Below are 15,893 nucleotides of genomic sequence, written 5' to 3'. Positions count from 1 at the left end.
TACGGGGCTATAGCTCAGCTGGGAGAGCGCTTGCATGGCATGCAAGAGGTCGACGGTTCGATCCCGTCTAGCTCCACCAAACAAACCCTCTGCACCGCGCGGTCCAGAGGGTTTTTTTATGCCTGCGTGCAAGCCCCAGCGTTAGATGCTGGCACCGTTGATGCTCGCCCTCAGCAGCACCGTGGTGTCTCCGTCAGCGGTCGATTTCAGCAGCATGCCGTTGTCCACACCGAACCACTCCTCGCTGAGCGCTGTGCCGGCGCTGCCCGTTTCCCGTGTCTGGAAGCGACAGGCCTGGAACTGGCCTGCGGGGACACTGACTGATTCAATGCCGACAAATGTGGTACGCCGGTCCACGGTGTTGCTGTCATTGAGCGTGAAGCCCCGCACGCGGGTACGAAGATTGACGGTGTAGCGTTGTTCAAAGGACTGTCCCGCACTGAGGTCGTAACGTTCCAGTTGTTGCGGCGCAAACACGACGCGGCTTTCGGAGGCTTCAGGCGTGAAAGACTCCACTTCCACACCGTACTCAAGCACGCGGAACTGACTGGCCTGGGGCTGGAAGTAGGCCTCGCTACGGGAAGTGGAGGGCGCCGCGCCACTCGCGCGGGTATTGGTGGTCGCTTTCAGCGCGTTCTTCCCCTCGAAGCTCGCCCCGCCGGTGATCACCTGATCGTACTCGAAGGGTACCACAGCGCCGCTGGCGTCGGTGGTGCGATAGCTTGCGACCACCGTGGTGTTTACCGTCACCAGCGTGGTGTTGTAGCAGCGACGCGCATCACCGCTACCGCTGGCGATGCGGGTGAACACCGGTTCCAGGTAGAACACTTCGTTGGGTCGGGCCAGGAACCCCAACAGGTCATCGTTGCCGGCAAAGCCAGAGGTGAACAGGCGGCAGTTCTTGGTGCTGCCTCCGCACAGGCCGCGCTGGCGCTTTTTCCAGCCGGTGAACTCGTAGCCGGCGGCCGGCCTCGCGATGAAGGTTTCGTCAAAGAATATGTCGTTGACATCGATAGGTGGGCAGTTGGCATTGGCGGCGCAGCTGTAGTTGCCTGACACCGTGGCGATGGAGCCACCGGTGGGGCTGGACAGCTGCACTTTGCAACCGGCAAGGGCGGAACAGGAGGCAAGAATGGCGATACCGATGAATTTGTACATGGCAGGGTCGAACGCTCTCGTTGGTTAGGTAACAGAGCGTAACAGTGTAGTCCTGACCGTTTCCGCCACGAATCACGGCGCACATGATCTGTGCGCCAGTTCACAGTGCTTGATGGCTTAGAACAGGTAATAGGCGAATACGTAGACCATCAGTAACAACACGATCCAGAGCGCGGTGGTACCGATTTCCCAGGAACGTCCCAGTGGGCCCGTGTGCCCCATGGTGTGTCGAGCCGAGGCGGTCAGCAACCCGGCGCCCTGCTGCAGGCGGCTGCGCAATGCGCTTACGGGTGGCTTGCCGACGCGCGCCACGTACTTCACCAGGAGCGGCAGACCGCGGCGCCACAGCCAGTCCACGTCAAGCGAAATGGTCAGTGTGCGCTTCATCCACGGCAGCAGCAGGAAGAAGGCGAGCCCGGAGAACAACAGCAGTTGCAGGTAGAACAGCACCTTGCCGGGTTTGTACGGGTGGTAGTCCATCGCGTAGGGCAGCAGTGGGTACAGCAGCTGTGGGTAGACGCCGATCAGAATGCAGAGAAAGGCAAAGAAGAGCATCGCAATGCGCATGTTCCAGGGTGCATCCTTGGGGCGCAGGCCAGAGTCTTTCTGGAAAAAGACAAACCAGGGAAACTTGATGCCCGCGTGCAGAAATACACCGGCGGAGGCGGCTGCGAGCAGGAAGTAGACGGTGGTCAGACCTTCCCCCACAGCAGCCTGGGAAATCAGCGTCTTGGTGGTGAAGCCCGACGTCAGCGGAAAGCTGGAAATCGCCAGCGCGCCCACGACACCACACCACATGGTCACCGGCATGGTGCGGAAGAGACCACCCACGTCCGTGCAGAGGTGCTTGCCGGTGCGCATCACAACAACCCCGGCACTCATGAACAGCAGCGCCTTGTAGATGATATGGGCAAATGCGTGGGCTGAAGCGCCGTTGATGGCCATCTCCGTGCCGATGCCCACCGCCACCACCATGAAGCCCACCTGGTTGACGATAGAAAACGCGAGAATGCGCCGAATATCGTTTTCCAGCAGCGCGTAGAAAATCCCGTAGAACACCATGAACAGCCCGATACCCACCAGGATCGACTCCCCCGGGAACAGCAGTATCAGGGCCAGGATGGCGGTTTTTGTGGTGAACGCCGAGAGGAAAACCGAGCCGGTCGGACTGGCGGCAGGGTAGGCGTCCGACAGCCACGAAGAGAGCGGCGGGGCGGCGGCGTTGATCAGAATACCGATGAGAATCATCCAGGTGCTGAAGTCATGCGCTGAAAGCGGGCGGATATCCAGCGAGCCCGTGGTCACGAGCAGGCCTTCGATGCCAACCTTCAGGATCACGCCGCCCAGCAGGTGCATAATGGCGTAGCGCACACCGGCGGCCCGGGCGCTTTCGGTGCCGCCACACCAGACCACGACGGTGGAGAACAGTGCCATGATCTCCCAGAACACGAACAGGGTGAGCAGGTCACCGGCAAACGAAACGCCCACAGCGCCCGCTGCATACAGCTGGGCGGCCACCAACTCGGTGCGCCGTGCATGGTTGAAGGCGAAAACGGCACCCGTCGCGGACATGATGGCGAAGATCGTGGCAAACAGACGGCGCACGGGGCCGCCCTCCACCAGTTCCAGCGGGTAACCGAGAAATGCGCCGCGGACCACGACACCATCCGGCACTTGCCAGATCAGGTACAGGCAGATCAGTGGGGCAATGATAACCACAACTGCACGCAGCTGCCGCGAACTGATCAAGGCAGTCAGCAGGGCGCCGCCGATCAGCGCAAGTGCGGGGGGGAACATCTCAAACATCGTAGTAGTCGTCCGGCCGCTTCAGCAGCTTCCCGATGAACTTGGCGCCAAACACCATCAACACACAGCTCAGGAAACCAAACAGGGCACCGAAGCCGAACCAGCCGTCAATGCCGAAATAGCCCTTGACGGGAATGACCAGCTGCAGCAGCACGGTGATCGCGAGCACGCTGTAGCCGATAATCCACAGCCAGCGGATCGTGGTTGGCCGGATCAGCCAGTGGTCGTCAGGTTGTGTCATAGCGGCAGGCTCTCCACCAGCTGGCTCTCAAGGTCCAGAAGCGGCTGGTTAAAGAAGAAAAACACAATGGTGAGCGCTGCGGTCACCGACAGCGCGAGCAGGATAGCTTTCGGGGCCTCACCGTGGTTCATGTCCACACCGTCCGCCGGCGGAGCCAGCCAGGCAAAGTAGATGATGGGCAGGAAGTACATGGCATTGAGTACCGTACTGCCAATAATCGTAAAGATGGCGATATAGTTCTCCGCCTGGAAAGCACCGGCGAGAATGAACCACTTGGAGACGAAGCCGGCCGTCGGTGGCACGCCGATCATGCTCAGTGCGCCAATGGTAAACGCGGCCATGGTGATGGGCATCCGTCGACCAATGCCGGCAAGTTGCCAGAGTTCCGTTTTGTGCGCCGCGGTATAGATCGCGCCGGCCGCAAAGAACAAGGTGATTTTGCCGAACGCGTGTGCGGCGATATGTACCGCGGCGCCCACCTCGGCCAGCGGCTTGAGAATCACTGTTGCCATGATGACGTAGGAGAGCTGGCCAATCGTGGAGTAGGCCAGCATGCGCTTCAGGTTGGTCTGGTAGAGCGCGATGATGCTGGCGGTCAGGATGGTGAACGCGGCGGCAAACTGCAGCCACTGGGCGCTCGGTTCATTGAACAGGAAGTCGACGCCGAAAATGTAGATGATGATTTTGGTGATGCTGAACACACCGGCTTTGACCACGGCGACTGCGTGCAGCAGCGCGCTGACCGGTGTGGGCGCCACCATGGCTGCGGGCAACCAGCGGTGCACTGGCATCACCGCCGCCTTGCCGATGCCGAATACGAACAGGCCCAGCAACAGGCCTACAGCGGGCCCGGCAAGCTTGCCTTCAATAATGCCGCCCAGTGTGAAGGTCGTGCTGCCGGTGGCAACCCAGGTCCAGATAATGGCCGGCAGCAGCAGACCGATGGAGGTGGCGAGCAGTACCCCCAGGTAAACGCGCGCCGAGGCAATGGTTTTGGCATCGCCCTTGTGCGCCACCAGCGGGTAGGTGGACAGGGTCAGCAGTTCATAGAACAGGAACAGGGTAAACAGGTTGTCGGCCAGGGCAATGCCCATCGCGGCTGCGATTGCGAGCGCGAAGCAGATGTAGAAACGGGTCTGGTGTTTCTCATCGTTGCCGCGCATGTAGCCAATCGAGTAGATAGTGTTAATGATCCACAGGAAGGAGGCGATGCAGGCGAACATCATGCCCAGTGGTTCCAGCGACAGCGCCAGTGTCAGGCCGGGAAGCGGCTCGGAGAGCACGAAGCGTGGACGCGCACCGCCAGACACCTCCGGAAACCAGGAAAATACCAGAACCGCAAGGGTGATGGCGGTCAGCAGGCTGATCGTTTCGCGCAGGTTGGGCCAGCGCCCGACACAGGCAATGGCGATGGCGCCAAGCAGGGGCAGTATCAGTATCAGGGGCAGTGTCGAGGTACTCAGCATTACAGCAGTCCCCCGAGCAAGGTGCTGGTGCCGCTCTCAGCAAGCGCGATGGGCAATCTGGGCGCCAGGCCGAAATAAATATTGGCGAGGGCAGCGAACCAGATCAGTACCCGCAGCGGCAGCGGGACTTCCATGGCTGAGACGTCGCCGTCCGGCGGCGTCCCGTAGTAGGCGGTTTCGACAAACTTCCAGAGATAGACGACGGCCATCAGTGAACTGATGATGATAGCGATTACCAGCGGTACCCCCCAGCCAGGCACGCCCATGACAGCGACCACCAGGTACCACTTGCTGATAAACCCCGCTGTGCCGGGGACGCCAATCAGGCTCAGGCCGGCGATGACAAAGGCGCCCATGGTCCAGGGCATGCGCCTGCCAATGCCCGCCAGCTTGGTGATATTGGCGCTGCGGCTTGTCAGCACGAAAGCGACGACGCACAGGAACAGGGTGCCCTTGGCCAGAGCATGGTTGAACATATGCAGCTGTGCGGCCATCAACCCTGCCTGCGTGGCGAGACCCGCGGCCAGGGCGATATAGCCGATCTGCGCGACGGACGAAAAGGCCAGCAGCTTCTTGATGTTGCCCTGGTAAATGGCGATCGCCGATGCCAGCAGAATTCCGGACAGGGCCAGCGGCACGATGAAAACACTGAACAGGTCAGAGTGGCCGAGCAGGTTGCCGTGGAAGACGCCGTAGTTGAAGCGCAGCAGCACATAGATGGAGACCTTGGTGGAACAGGCAGCGATGAACACGGTCACGGCATTGGGCGCATAGGTATAGGCCCGCGGCAGCCAGATATGCAGCGGGAACACGGCCGCCTTCAATGCGAGGCCGATGGTAATGAATCCGGCGGCAATGATAATCGGCCGCGTTTCGATCACATCCCCCAAACGCAGTGCCATATCGGCAAAATTCAGCGTGCCGGTCATCATGTAGATGAAGCCGACGCCGATGAGGTAAAAGGTGGCGCCGATGGTGCCGATGATCAGGTACTTGAACACCGCCGACAGGGCCCGCCGGTCGCGGCCGGCGGCGATCAGGATGTAGGTGGCGAGGGAGGAAATTTCCATGAAGACAAAGACGTTGAAGGCATCACCTGCCACGGCGATGCCGCACAGTCCGGCCAGTGCGATCAGCCACGCGCCGTAGAACATGGGTGCGCGGCGGTTGTCGATGTCGCGCCGCAGGGACAGGCGTCCACCGGCCAGGCCCAGCGTCGACGCTCCGGTCACCAGCAGTAGCACGAGGGCGCTGAGACCGTCGACGTTCAGCGAGATCCCGAAGGGCGGCTGCCAGCCTCCAACGGCATATTCCGGCACACCGGGGCCAAGCACGGCCTGCGTCAGCAGGATGGCCAGGCCAAGCGAGACGCCACTGGCGACCAGCGCGGCCAGCCAGGCCAGGAAGCCGTTGCGCAGGAGTATAACCAGTGGCGCGGTGAGCAGCGGCAGTGCGACCTGCAGTGCCGGGAGATGATCTGCCAGATTCACGATTCGCGATCCATCGCCAGAATTTCGTCATCCTCCACGGTGCCGTACTCTTCATACAGGCGCACGACAATGGCAAGCCCCAGCGCGGTCGTCGAGATGCCGACCACAATGGCGGTGAGGATCAACACCTGGGGAAGCGGGTTGGAAAAGATCTGGTCTGGCACGCCCGCCTGGATGATGGGCGCCGTGCCCCCATCGACGCGACTCATGGTGATGAAAAAGAGAAACACGGCTGACTGGAAAATCGCCAGCGCCATGATTTTTTTCACCAGGTTCTTTTTGCTGATCAGTGCGTAGAGGCCAATCATGAGCAAAACGGCAAAAACCCAGTAGTTGAAAAGGCCTAGAAGCTTCATGCTGAATCAGTCCCGGGCGGCGAATGCATGGAAAATGGAAAGCAGGACTCCAGTGACGGTAAGTCCGACACCGAGTTCAATGACGATAATGCCGATGTGCTGGCCGGTCACCGGATTCTCGGACAGTACCGAGTACTCCAGAAACTGTCCGCCCATGACGATGCCGGCAAGCCCGACTGAACCGTAAAGCAGCGCGCCACCGGCACTCATCCAGAGCAGCACCCGGGGCGGGATGACAGCAAGTGCAAGTCCTTCGCCGCGCACCAGGGAGTAGAGAATGATGCCGGCGACGAAAATTGCGCCCGCCTGAAACCCGCCGCCCGGGCTGTACTCACCGTGGAACTGTACGAACAGGGCGAACAGGAGGATAAAGGGAATCAGCAGCCTCGCCATCACTTTGGGTATCAAGTGTCCGCTCAAGCCCTCTTCAACATGGCTGTCGAGGCGTGAGAACGGTTTTCCACGTCCTCCGCCGAGCAGGAACATCACCCCGATGCCGGCCGTCAACACCACAAACACTTCCCCCAGTGTGTCATAGCCGCGAAAACTGCTGAGCACCGCTGTGACGATGTTTGGAATGTCGATCAGTTCCGGCGTTTTCTCGATATACCACGGCGCAACGTGTTGCTGTGCGGGTGCCATGGGATCACCGAGGGTGGGCTGGCCGAAGGATGCGTAAATCATCAGGAGCGTCGTTACAGCAATCACGACAACCGACAGTTTGCGCAGCGATCGCCCCTTGGCCTCCGTGGGTGGAGTCAGCTTCAGTCCTGCCAGCAGCAGCACCGTGGCCACACCGGCACCGACGGCGGCCTCGGTGAGTGCAACGTCCGCTGCGTCGAGCAGAAAGAAATTCAGCGCCATCAGCAGGCTGAAAATGCCGCTCAACATGACGGCAGAGAACAGGTCCTCAGACCGCACGATGGCCACGGCTGTAATCACCAGCAGGGACAGCAGGAAGATGCCAATCAATAACGTGGTCACACGCCGTCCTCCGAGTCTGCGGGCATGCGGACTACGCCCTCAGGTTTCAATCCTGCCAGCAGTGCCGCATTGGCCAGTGCATAGGTGGCAGTTGGCGAAGTGACCAGCAGAAAGAGCATGACAGCCGCCAGCTTCACCGTGATCAGGGAGAGGCCTGCGTAGATCATCAAGCCACCGAGCACGAGCACCGGACCCAGCGAATCGGTCAGGCTGGCACCGTGAATCCGCGTATAAAAGTCGGGCATCCGGAGTGCACCGATGCCACCGGCGAGCACGAACAGACTGCCGGATATCACCAGCAGGCCGGCAATGACCTCAAGAATGCCATTCATTCCATGTTGCTCTCTGTGGTCGTCTGCGCGCTGTTCCCTGACGGATGCCGCTTGCGGCTTTCCTGCACGAACCAGAGCACGGCCAGAACACCGATAAAGTTGATCAGGGCGTAGGCCAGGGCCAGGTCCAGGAAATCGGTACGGCCCATGATGAATGCCATGACGGCAATCAGCAGCACCGTCTTGGTGCCGAACATGTTCACCGCCAGGACGCGGTCATAGACGCTGGGACCCAGGAGCGCTCGGGCAAGTGCGAGCGCCATGGTAACGAGAATAGCGATGGCAGCAACCAGTAGCATCAGTCAGGATCCACGGCGGCGACGCGACGGGCCATGGCGCCATCGCGCAGATCTTTGGCAGCGGCGCGAGTGAGACAGTGGGCCGTGAGCCGGGTGTCATCGATATTGATGGTCAGGGTGCCCGGCGTCAGCGTGATGGAGTTACCGAGCAGGGTCAGGGCGAATTTGCTGGAGGCACTGGCGTCTACCTCCACAATGGTGGGGGACAGTGCTGAACGCGGACCCAGGACCAGCCGCAGCACCTGAACGTTGGTCACGACCATTTCCCAGAGCAGCCACAGCCAGTAGAGGGGAACCCGATAGAGCAGCGCAAGGCGATGCTCCTGCTGGTCGGGTAGCGCCATACGGTAGGTGAGCCAGACAACCAGCACGCAAGACACAATGCCCAACTGCAGGACCGGCGTTTTGTATAAACCGCCCCACAGTAACCACACGAGTTATTGTCAATTCTGGTGTTCAGAGGCCTGAATCAAGCGGCGGCCTGGTCTGATTTTGTTACCTCAATTCCATCTCTGAATTTCACTCCGGTGATGACCTTCGCCAGGTAGTTGAAACCCCGTTGGCGGCGCCAGTTCTGCTGGGCACACTGCCCCAGCTTGAACATCATATGCAGCATCCCGTCCCGCGTCAGGCAGCCTTTTGATCGCTTCGTGCGATGGCGGATAGTAGCAGCAGCGTGTTGAGGCGCTGTCTGGCCCCTGATGCGCTGCCAATGCTGCGACCGGAAGTCGCTCAGAAAGCCATCAATTCATCTCCGGTCTTTTTGTAGGCGCCACGCGTGGCGTCGCATGAGATCTCAGGAACAGAGCCCTCGGTTCTTGCGACCTTCGGGGTGCACGTCGGACCAGACTTTCATGCAAATGCTGGTTGACCAGACGAATGACGTGGAATCGGTCGGCGACAATCTTTGCGCATGGGGACCGCTGCTGCCGAGCGATGTTCCGGATAGGTTTCCGACAGGTCCATGACGATGAGTTTCACGTTGTCCTTCCCCGGCCATCGCCGCAAATAGCCGTTGGGGGAGCTGGCATCTCGCGGGACTTCAGCTTCAGCAACATCACGCCAGACTTTGTTGGGCGAGATCCACGAGGGTCCTCAATCGCCCGTTTGCGGGTGAAGAAGCGCTCATTCATGCCGAGGACCACCAGGGCGCAGAGCTTGGCCGGTTCGGCCCTGAGGATACGCCGTCGTTGGCACACATGATACCCAGCGATCCTGGTCGCCGCGCTGCGCCTGCGTGCGTGTCAGTTTGCGCCCAGCTGACGCCGCCGTCGATGGGTACTCGGATAAACCTTTGGCCTCCGGGCTTCCAGAAGCCGCGCCCATAGCGCGGCCGCAGTGCGGCCTCCAGCGGTGGCGGAAGTCTAGCGCACATACGGGGGGGATCGGTGCTTTGAGATACGGAACGTCATCAGCTCGCCGGTCTTCGCCCTGACGTGGGATCTTCACCGTCACCGGGCCAATGCCTTGGTCCGGATCTTCGCGTTCCGGCAGTGCATTGCGCACCACACCGGTTCTGCCGTCTTCCAGCACGCATAGAGTGCGATCGCATCATTCCTGTACCTCAGCCTCGATGGCTTGCTGGAGAAGCTGTCTGGCGCCTGAACGCAGTAGCGCTGTCAACGGATCAGCGCTCTCTGCTCGACCTTCAAATTCAATGACGTTACTCTTACTCATAGTGGCGTATCCCTTTGGTTGATTGACTTGTTTCGCAGCAACAAATCAACCAGATACGCCGCTTCTTTTCAAATCCTCAAACACCAGATTCAGTTATAACTCTAACCACACTGCGAACAGGGCGATAACTGCGAGTAATGGCCGCATCAGGCGCATATCAGGTTAGCTCTCCAGGACTTGGCCCGAATCATACCTTAACGCCACGCGCAATTGCCACAGCCGGGGAGGTGACGACGCGGGCTGAGTGGCAGCGCGGTGTTTCATGCTAGACTGCGGCGAACCAATGTACCGGATACTACCCTATGAAAGTACCGCCTCGCCTGCAGCCCCTGGTGGAGGACGGCCTGATTGACGAGGTGCTTTTTCCATTGATGAGCGGCAAGGAAGCCGACATTTTCGTGGTTCGCTCCGGCACCCGAACGCGCTGCGCAAAAGTCTACAAAGAAGCTTACAAGCGCAGCTTCAAGAAAGCGGCTGCGTATACGGAAGGACGCAAAGTGCGCAATACCCGCCGTGCCCGCGCCATGGAGAAGGGCTCGCGCTACGGCCGCAAGCAGCAGGAAGAAACCTGGCAGAACGCGGAGGTTGACGCCCTGTATCGTCTCGACCGGGCGGACGTGCGCGTGCCTGAACCCTATGGCTGCTACGACGGCGTTCTGCTCATGGAACTGGTGACCGATGAGGCTGGCGATGTCGCGCCGCGGCTCGCCGACGTGATGATGTCGGAGGAGCAGGCCCTGGAGGACTATGCCCAGGTGTTGCGCTATATCGTTCGCATGCTGTGTGCCGGGCTGATTCACGGCGATCTGTCTGAGTTCAATATTCTCGTGGACCCGGATGGCCCCGTCATCATTGACTTGCCCCAGGCGGTGGATGCCTCCGCCAATAACAATGCGCGTGCGATGCTCCTGCGCGATGTGCAACGGGTGACCAATTATTATGGGCTGTTCGCCCCGTCCGTGCTCGATACGCGCTATGGCGAGGAAATTTGGCAGCTGTTTGAGGACGGGGAGCTAACGCCCGAACACAACCTGACCGGTCTCTTTGCCGATGCCGAACACGCCGCGGATGTCGACAGTGTCATGCTGGAGATTCGCGCAGCGCTGCGTGAAGAGGAAGAGCGCTTGCAGCGCCTGCGGGACGAAGAGGACGATTGACGCGTGACACGCAGCACTGCAAACGGCTTGCCGGACAGGGTGTACAGCTTGCTGGTGGAGGATGAGGACGCCCGCGTTTGTCGTGATATTCCCGATGCCGCCTGCGATGAGCAACCCCGGGCATTTCTGCTGCAGTGGTTGGCACAGACCCTGACCAAGGTGGGCGATGCCCTCACCAGCAGCCGGCTGGTGCTGGCCTGGATGTTGTCGGCATTGGGTGCACCGGCGGCTTTTGTGGCACTTCTCGTGCCGGTACGCGAGTCGCTCTCGTTGCTGCCGCAGCTTTTCGTGGCGCAGTGGGTTCGTGAGCATGCCTTGCGCAAATATTTCTGGGTCTTCGGTAGTGTCGTGCAGGGCCTGGCGCTGTGCGGCATGGTGGCGGCCGTGCTTGTGTTGCAGGGCGCGTCGCTGGGGTGGGCGATTATCGTCTGCCTGGCCTGCTTCAGCCTGGCGCGGGGCGTGTGTTCGGTAGCGGCCAAAGATGTCCTGGGAAAAACGGTATCCAAGGCCCGGCGAGGCCGGTTGACCGGCCTCGCCGCCTCCGCAGCCGGGGCAGTCACCCTGCTGGTTGCGATCGTCCTGATGCTGTTTCCCGACGTGAGCGGACGCAGCGGCGATGCCGGTGCGGGTTTGTTCGCGCTTATTCTTGCGCTCGCAGCAGGGCTCTGGTTTCTTGCCGCCGCTGTGTTTGCAGCAGTACCAGAGGTGCCGGGTGCCACGGAGGGAGGTGGCAATGCCTTTACGGAGGCACTGCGCAGCCTTGGGCTGCTGCGCACGGACAAACAGTTCCGTCGTTTCGTGGTCGCCAGAGCGCTGCTGATTGGCACGGCCTTCGCCATTCCCTATCTTGTTGTGCTGTTGCAGCAGGCGGCGGACGCCCAGCTGCTCAGTTTTGCGGCCCTGTTGCTGGCGGAAGGGGCGGCGGGCCTGTTGTCTGCCGCGTTCTGGGGGCGCTGGGCAGACCGCGCAGCGCATCACGTCATGGCGGCGGCAGCCGCATTGTCCACTGGCGTGGTGGCCGTGGCGGTGGCACTGCAAGCAGTCCACCCTGCTGCCCTGGGCCACGGTGTGACCGGTGCTGTTCTGGTCTTCACGGCAGCTGTCGCGCACCAGGGCGCGAGGGTAGGGCGCAAGACCTACCTTGTGGATATGGCGTCCGGTGAAAACCGGGCCCAGTACACCGCGGTCAGCAATACAGCCATCGGCGTGCTGTTGTTTGCGGGTGCCGGGCTCGGTCTTGTTGATGCCGCCTTTGGCACCGCAGCCGTGCTTGCACTGTTGATCGCCCTGGGCGCCCTGGCGAGCTACCGTTCTCTGTCCCTACCCTCGGTGTCCGGATGAATCCGGCCCTATTGATGATGACCCTTGTGAGGCCCGCAATGAAAAGACTGCTGATGCTCCTCTGCTCCATGGCGCTGTTCGGCGCAGCCGCATACGCCGATCCGCTGCGGGTGGGTGTGGCGCCGGATCGGCCGCCCCTCGCCTACTACGATGGCGAGCGCATCGTCGGCGTGGAAGCGGATAGCGCCAGGGCTCTGGGTGAGATTATCGGCCGTCCGGCGCAACTGCTGGCGATGCCTTTTGACGGATTGCTGGAGGCGCTGCAAGCGGGGCGCATAGACATCATCATGTCCGGGATGAGCTATACCCCCGAGCGCGCACAACAGGTGACGTTCCTCGACCCGTATCTGCAAGCCGGTCAGATGGCCATCATGCGCATCGATAGCGTTGCCCGTTTCGGCCAGCCATGGTCCGTTTTCCGTGAGGACACCCGGGTGGGTGTGGAGGCTGCGACCACCGGTGAGGACTGGGCGCGCGCCGAGCTGACTGCGGCACAGATTACGCCCTTCAAGGATGTGGCAGCGGGCCTCGCCGCCCTGCGCGCGGGGTCGATTGACCTCTTCGTACATGACGCACCGACCAGCTGGCTGCTGGCCACCTCCGACGATTACCCTGATCTGATCAGCCAGTACCACTTTCTGACGGAAGAACAGCTGGCCTGGGCGGTGCGTAGCGATGCACCGGCCCTGGCCGCGGAGTTGAACCGCGCGCTGGCGACCATGCGCGCGAACGGCACCCTGGAATACATCATCGACCGGTGGATACCGGTGACGGTGGAGGTGCCCTGAGGGTCAGCCCGGGAAGTTGTACTCGTGGCCCCAGTAATCGCCTTCTGTGCTGACCGTTGGGGTATAGGTCTCCCAGTCGACCAGCAGGCCGTCGTAGCCGTATTCCACGGCGATACCGCCAGGGGCGACCACGTAGAACGAGCACATGTTGTCGTTCACGTGCCGGCCCAGGCTGGCGAGGATGGGGTGGCCTCCGGCCTTTGCCCGATCCATCGCGCGCCCGACTTCGTCTAAGCTGCTCACCTCGACCATGATGTGCACAACTCCGCCGGTGTACGGGTGATTGTACAGCGCGAGCGAATGCTGTCGCGGGTTGTCAGCGTGCAGAAACAGGATGGTGGTCTCGGGGGCGCCCTCCGGCAGCGGTGGATACAGGGTGTCGCTGACGCCCAGACCGAGCAGCTCCGTGTAGAAGTGGGCCGCTGCCTCCAGGTCAGGCGTCGGCAGCACGGCATGTCCAAAACCCATGTCGCCGGTGTACTCGTCGCCGGTGATGAACTGCTTGACCCCCGTAGGGGAAATTAGCGGCGCATAGTCCAGGCGACGGCCATAGTAGAGTTCGAGGGTATTCCCGCAGGGGTCCTCCACGGTAACGTACTCAGTCACGCAGCGCCGCGCCGCCTGATCGGCGGGGCCTGCCTGCAGTGTGTGTCCGGCGCTGCCCAGGCGTTCGCACAGTGCCAGCCATTCGCCGCGACCGCGGCACTCAAGGCCTGCGGCGATCAGGCCATCCTTGCTGGCGGGTTCGATCATGAAGCGGAACGGGTGGTTGTCCATGCGTAAGAAGCGCGCTCCGGCTGCGTCTTTGCGCGCCGCGTCCATGAGGCCCAGTACGCCCGTACCGAAAGCCATCCAGGCGTCCGTATCGGTGGCGGCGATTCTCAGGTAGCCAATGGCAGCAATACTCATGCGGTGTTCTCCTCGGAGTGAAAGACATCTTCTCCGTCCATAGTAAGGGCGAATCTGTCGCAGGCACAGTGCAATGTCGCGAGACAGGGTGGCTGGTATAAGCAGGGAAACCCCAGAGCCCGATGGCACCCCAGAGCAAGAATGTCACTGACAGTTGCCCCTGGGTCATTGAGCTGGCGCCAGCACTGTAGAATACTCAGCAGGGTGTTCACGGACGGTGGACAACAACCGAATAATAGCGGAGACACAGCATGCCCCGTCACTTCAATATCGCCGACCTGTTTGAACTGGTGGCGGACCGGGTTCCGGACCGCACTGCGCTGATCTGTGGTCAACAGCGCTCCACCTACCTGCAGCTTGAACAGCGCGCCAACCGCCTCGCGCATTTTCTCGCCGGGCAGGGTGTTCAGGCCGGCCAGCATGTCGGCTTGTACCTGTATAACTGTAACGAATACCTGGAGGGTATGCTCGCCTGCTTCAAACTGCGCGCGGTGCCGATCAACATCAACTACCGCTACGTTGAAGAGGAACTGGCCTATATCCTCAGTAACGCCGATCTCGTGGCCTGTATCCATCATCGCGAGTTTTCGCCGCATATCGCGGCAGTGCGTGGGACGGCGCCGGCCCTAAAGACGTTTATCCACGTGGACGACAGCAGCGGCGGCGCCACCGATGCCATCGGCAGCATCGCCTATGAACAGGCGCTGGCTGGCCAGAGTGCCGAGCGGGATTTCCCCGAACGCGCTGACGACGACCTGTTCATTCTCTATACCGGTGGCACCACAGGGATGCCCAAGGGCGTGATGTGGCCACACAAGCATGTGTTCTATGCGGCGATGGGCGGCGGCGGCTATTTTCACCCCGACGGCGTCATCACACAGCCCGAACAGATCGCTGAGCGCATCGGCGACTTTGCCATTGTCGGTATTGCCCTGGCACCGCTGATGCATGGCGCCTGCTGGTGGTATGCCTGTATCCAGTTGCTGTCGGGCAACGTTCTGGTGCTCAATCCGGCGCATCACCTGGTAGCCGAGGAGGTCTGGGATATTGTCGAGCGTGAGCGGGTTAACTCGTTGACCATAGTCGGAGATGCCATGGCTGTACCGTTGCTGGATGCGCTGCAGGCAAATCCGGGGCGCTGGGACCTGAGTTCCGTGTTTGCTGTGGGGTCGGGCGGCGCTGTGTTCTCTGCCAGCAAGCAGGCGGCATTTCGCGAGCTGTTGCCGAACATCATGGTTATGAACAGTTTCGGTTCATCAGAGTCGGGGGCAATGGGTGCCGATGGCGGTGGCAAACCCGGAGAGGGGTTGGGCAATGTGGCGCGCAGCGAGTTCATGTCGGTGCTCGCCCGGGCTGAGGACGGGAGCTATCGTGAAGTCACGCCGGGCGAGAAGGGGATCTTTTCACGCAGTGGCCACATCCCGATCGGGTATTACAACGACCCTGCAAAGACCGCCGCAACGTTTGTTCCGGTCAATGACACGCTGTGGTTGCTGACCGGAGATGAAGCGCGACTGGAGCAGGACAATACCATCACCGTGTACGGTCGCGGCTCCAATTGCATAAACACCGGTGGCGAAAAGGTGTTCCCGGAAGAGGTTGAGCAGGCATTGAAAAACCATCCTGCGGTGTTTGACTGTCTGGTGGTTGGCACACCCGACGAGCGGCTGGGGAGCAAGGTCACGGCGGTGGTGGCGTTGCGTGACGGACACGCACTGAGCCTGTCTTCACTGCAGGAGGAGGCCCGCAAGCATGTGGCTGGCTACAAGGTGCCGCGGGAAGTCCATGTGGTCCCTGAAGTGCCGCGCGCGCCCAGCGGCAAGCCGGCCTACCCGAAGGCGCTGGACATTGCGCTCTCCGGTGAGCATCGCGTCAATTAGCCAAACTGG

18 protein-coding genes and 1 tRNA gene are annotated in these 15,893 nt (G+C 61.1%); 5 read left to right on the top strand and 14 right to left on the bottom strand.

Features of this window, described 5'->3' with window-relative positions:
• Positions 1–3 precede the first annotated feature (3 nt).
• A tRNA-Ala gene (locus tag R3E49_RS05300) sits at positions 4–79 on the top strand.
• Positions 80–141: 62 nt separating this feature from the next.
• Here R3E49_RS05300 and R3E49_RS05295 read toward each other — a convergent pair.
• The 13 genes from R3E49_RS05295 to R3E49_RS05235 all read right to left on the bottom strand — a co-directional run bounded on the left by R3E49_RS05295 (position 142) and on the right by R3E49_RS05235 (position 9,809).
• Positions 142–1,158 carry a hypothetical protein gene (locus tag R3E49_RS05295; protein ID WP_371294076.1) on the bottom strand — a complete coding sequence of 339 codons (1,017 nt, stop codon included), beginning with the start codon at positions 1,156–1,158 and terminating at the stop codon, positions 142–144.
• 117 nt (positions 1,159–1,275) lie between these two features.
• Positions 1,276–2,964 (bottom strand): Na(+)/H(+) antiporter subunit D, encoded by a 1,689-nt coding sequence (locus tag R3E49_RS05290; RefSeq protein WP_371294075.1) that lies wholly within the window; start codon positions 2,962–2,964, stop codon positions 1,276–1,278.
• A complete protein-coding gene (locus R3E49_RS05285; RefSeq protein ID WP_290738957.1) occupies positions 2,957–3,205 on the bottom strand; it encodes a hypothetical protein in 249 nt (82 codons plus the stop codon). The genes R3E49_RS05290 and R3E49_RS05285 overlap by 8 nt, the downstream gene beginning before the upstream one ends.
• Positions 3,202–4,671 carry a monovalent cation/H+ antiporter subunit D family protein gene (locus tag R3E49_RS05280; RefSeq protein WP_371294074.1) on the bottom strand — a complete coding sequence of 490 codons (1,470 nt, stop codon included), beginning with the start codon at positions 4,669–4,671 and terminating at the stop codon, positions 3,202–3,204. The genes R3E49_RS05285 and R3E49_RS05280 overlap by 4 nt, the downstream gene beginning before the upstream one ends.
• Positions 4,671–6,161, bottom strand: coding sequence for a monovalent cation/H+ antiporter subunit D family protein (locus R3E49_RS05275; protein ID WP_371294073.1), 1,491 nt, complete (start codon positions 6,159–6,161; stop codon positions 4,671–4,673). The genes R3E49_RS05280 and R3E49_RS05275 overlap by 1 nt, the downstream gene beginning before the upstream one ends.
• Positions 6,158–6,517 carry a cation:proton antiporter subunit C gene (locus R3E49_RS05270; RefSeq protein ID WP_371294072.1) on the bottom strand — a complete coding sequence of 120 codons (360 nt, stop codon included), beginning with the start codon at positions 6,515–6,517 and terminating at the stop codon, positions 6,158–6,160. The genes R3E49_RS05275 and R3E49_RS05270 overlap by 4 nt, the downstream gene beginning before the upstream one ends.
• 6 nt (positions 6,518–6,523) lie before the next feature.
• Complete coding sequence (locus tag R3E49_RS05265; protein ID WP_371294071.1) at positions 6,524–7,501, bottom strand: DUF4040 domain-containing protein; 978 nt, start codon at positions 7,499–7,501, stop codon at positions 6,524–6,526.
• A complete protein-coding gene (mnhG, locus tag R3E49_RS05260) occupies positions 7,498–7,833 on the bottom strand; it encodes a monovalent cation/H(+) antiporter subunit G (protein ID WP_371294070.1) in 336 nt (111 codons plus the stop codon). The genes R3E49_RS05265 and mnhG overlap by 4 nt, the downstream gene beginning before the upstream one ends.
• On the bottom strand, positions 7,830–8,132 hold the full coding sequence (locus R3E49_RS05255; RefSeq protein ID WP_371294069.1) for a monovalent cation/H+ antiporter complex subunit F: 303 nt from the start codon (positions 8,130–8,132) through the stop codon (positions 7,830–7,832). The genes mnhG and R3E49_RS05255 overlap by 4 nt, the downstream gene beginning before the upstream one ends.
• Positions 8,132–8,566, bottom strand: coding sequence for a Na+/H+ antiporter subunit E (locus tag R3E49_RS05250; protein WP_371294068.1), 435 nt, complete (start codon positions 8,564–8,566; stop codon positions 8,132–8,134). The genes R3E49_RS05255 and R3E49_RS05250 overlap by 1 nt, the downstream gene beginning before the upstream one ends.
• A 35-nt stretch (positions 8,567–8,601) precedes the next feature.
• Complete coding sequence (locus R3E49_RS05245) at positions 8,602–8,739, bottom strand: hypothetical protein (RefSeq protein ID WP_371294067.1); 138 nt, start codon at positions 8,737–8,739, stop codon at positions 8,602–8,604.
• Between the two features lie 136 nt (positions 8,740–8,875).
• Complete coding sequence (locus R3E49_RS05240) at positions 8,876–9,070, bottom strand: transposase (RefSeq protein ID WP_371294296.1); 195 nt, start codon at positions 9,068–9,070, stop codon at positions 8,876–8,878.
• A gap of 613 nt (positions 9,071–9,683) precedes the next feature.
• Positions 9,684–9,809 carry a hypothetical protein gene (locus tag R3E49_RS05235; RefSeq protein WP_371294066.1) on the bottom strand — a complete coding sequence of 42 codons (126 nt, stop codon included), beginning with the start codon at positions 9,807–9,809 and terminating at the stop codon, positions 9,684–9,686.
• Between the two features lie 302 nt (positions 9,810–10,111).
• On the opposite strand from R3E49_RS05235, the gene R3E49_RS05230 reads away from it, so the two are divergent.
• The 3 genes from R3E49_RS05230 to R3E49_RS05220 are packed head-to-tail and all read left to right on the top strand — an operon-like array spanning position 10,112 to position 13,095.
• Complete coding sequence (locus tag R3E49_RS05230; protein ID WP_371294065.1) at positions 10,112–10,966, top strand: PA4780 family RIO1-like protein kinase; 855 nt, start codon at positions 10,112–10,114, stop codon at positions 10,964–10,966.
• Between the two features lie 3 nt (positions 10,967–10,969).
• Positions 10,970–12,307, top strand: coding sequence for an MFS transporter (locus R3E49_RS05225; protein ID WP_371294064.1), 1,338 nt, complete (start codon positions 10,970–10,972; stop codon positions 12,305–12,307).
• A gap of 38 nt (positions 12,308–12,345) precedes the next feature.
• Entirely contained in the window at positions 12,346–13,095 is a 750-nt protein-coding gene (locus R3E49_RS05220) for a transporter substrate-binding domain-containing protein (RefSeq protein WP_371294063.1), read from the top strand.
• A gap of 3 nt (positions 13,096–13,098) precedes the next feature.
• Here R3E49_RS05220 and R3E49_RS05215 read toward each other — a convergent pair whose 3' ends face one another.
• A complete protein-coding gene (locus R3E49_RS05215; protein WP_371294062.1) occupies positions 13,099–14,004 on the bottom strand; it encodes a VOC family protein in 906 nt (301 codons plus the stop codon).
• Between the two features lie 251 nt (positions 14,005–14,255).
• Here R3E49_RS05215 and R3E49_RS05210 point away from each other — a divergent pair, with 251 nt between their 5' ends.
• Positions 14,256–15,884, top strand: a complete 1,629-nt coding sequence (locus R3E49_RS05210) for an acyl-CoA synthetase (RefSeq protein ID WP_371294061.1) — start codon at positions 14,256–14,258, stop codon at positions 15,882–15,884.
• The last annotated feature ends 9 nt before the right edge of the window (positions 15,885–15,893 follow it).

The organism is Haliea sp. (assembly GCF_041395985.1).
GTDB lineage: Bacteria > Pseudomonadota > Gammaproteobacteria > Pseudomonadales > Halieaceae > Haliea.
Note: the sequence above shows the minus strand (reverse complement) of the source record. Positions and strands in the feature narration are given on the sequence as shown.